Below are 1648 nucleotides of genomic sequence, written 5' to 3' on the forward strand. Positions count from 1 at the left end.
GAGCTGAAGTTAAAGCTTCTTGGTTGCTGCATTCGATAGTCTGGTTTAAAGACCCAGCCTGAGTAGTCCATATTGGTGCGGTTGTATCCTGAATCGTGATGATCTGCGTGAACGTATCAGAAATATTTCCACAGTCATCTTTTACAGTCCAGGTATTGGTATAAGTTCCGGTATTTCCGCATCCTTCAGAAGCTGTAAATTGTCCGCTTACTTTAATAATATTTGAAACATCAGCATCGCAGGAATCAGAAGCTGCAGGGAATAAGGCCTGAGCCGAAGTTAAAGCTTCTTGGTTGCTGCATTCAATAGTCTGGTTTAGAGAACCRGCCTGAGTTGTCCAAGTTGGTGCGGTTGTATCTTGTATTGTGATTACTTGTGTGAAGATATCAGAAGTGTTGCCGCAATCATCTTTTACAGTCCAGGTATTGGTGTAAGTTCCAGCATTTGCGCATCCTTCAGAAGCTGTAAATTGTCCGCTTACTTTAATAATATTTGAAACATCATCATCTTTTACAGTCCAGGTATTGGTGTAAGTTCCAGCATTTGCGCATCCTTCAGAAGCTGTAAATTGTCCGCTTACTTTAATAATATTTGAAACATCAGCATCGCATAAATCAGAAGCAGTTGGGAATAAAGCCTGAGCCGAAGTCAAAGATTCTTGGTTGCTGCATTCAATAGTCTGGTTTAAAGAACCGGCCTGCGTTGCCCAAGTTGGAGCAGTAGTATCCTGAATTGTAATGATTTGTGTGAAAGTATCAGAAATATTTCCACAATCATCTTTTACCGTCCATGTATTGGTATAAGTTCCAGCATTTGCGCATCCTTCAGAAGCTGTAAATGAGTAAGACTGCCTTGTTGGGAATAAAGCCTGAGCCGAAGTCAAAGATTCTTGGTTGCTGCATTCAATAGTCTGGTTTAAAGAACCGGCCTGCGTTGCCCAAGTTGGAGCAGTAGTATCCTGGATCGTAATAATTTGAGTGAAAACATCAGAAGTATTTCCACAGTCATCTTTTACAGTCCAGATATTGGTATAAGTTCCGGTATTTGCGCATCCTTCAGAAGCTGTAAATTGTCCGCTTATTTTAATAATATTAGAAACATCAGCATCACATAAATCAGAAGCATTTGGGAATAAGGCTTGCGCAGAAGTCAAAGCTTCTTGGTTGCTGCATTCAATAGTCTGGTTTAGGAAGCATTTGGGAATAAGGCTTGCGCAGAAGTCAAAGCTTCTTGGTTGCTGCATTCAATAGTCTGGTTTAGAGAACCGGCCTGAGTTGTCCAAGTTGGTGCGGTTGTATCTTGTATTGTGATTACTTGTGTGAAGATATCAGAAGTGTTGCCGCAGTTATCTTTTACCGTCCATGTATTGGTATAAGTTCCGGTATTTGAGCATCCTTCAGAAGCTGTAAATTGTCCGCTTATTTTAATAATATTAGAAACATCAGCATCGCATAAATCTGAAGCAGCTGGAAATAAAGCTTGCGCAGAAGTTAAAGCTTCTTGATTACTGCATTCGATAGTCTGGTTTAAAGAACCACTTTGCGTTGTCCAAGTTGGAGCAGTAGTATCCTGGATCGTAATAATTTGAGTGAAAACATCAGAAGTATTTCCACAGTCATCTTTTACAGTCCAGATATTGGTATAAGTT

At 40.2% G+C, this 1648-nt stretch carries 2 pseudogenes; both read right to left on the reverse strand.

The annotated features are described in order from the left end of the window. Positions 1 to 1243, reverse strand: a pseudogene (locus ASD98_RS09220) (hypothetical protein); the annotation flags it as partial. Beyond that, positions 1186 to 1648: pseudogene (locus ASD98_RS24190) on the reverse strand (hypothetical protein); the annotation flags it as partial. The pseudogenes ASD98_RS09220 and ASD98_RS24190, both read right to left, overlap by 58 nt.

The organism is Flavobacterium sp. Root186, assembly GCF_001428525.1.
In the GTDB taxonomy this organism is placed as follows: Bacteria; Bacteroidota; Bacteroidia; order Flavobacteriales; family Flavobacteriaceae; genus Flavobacterium.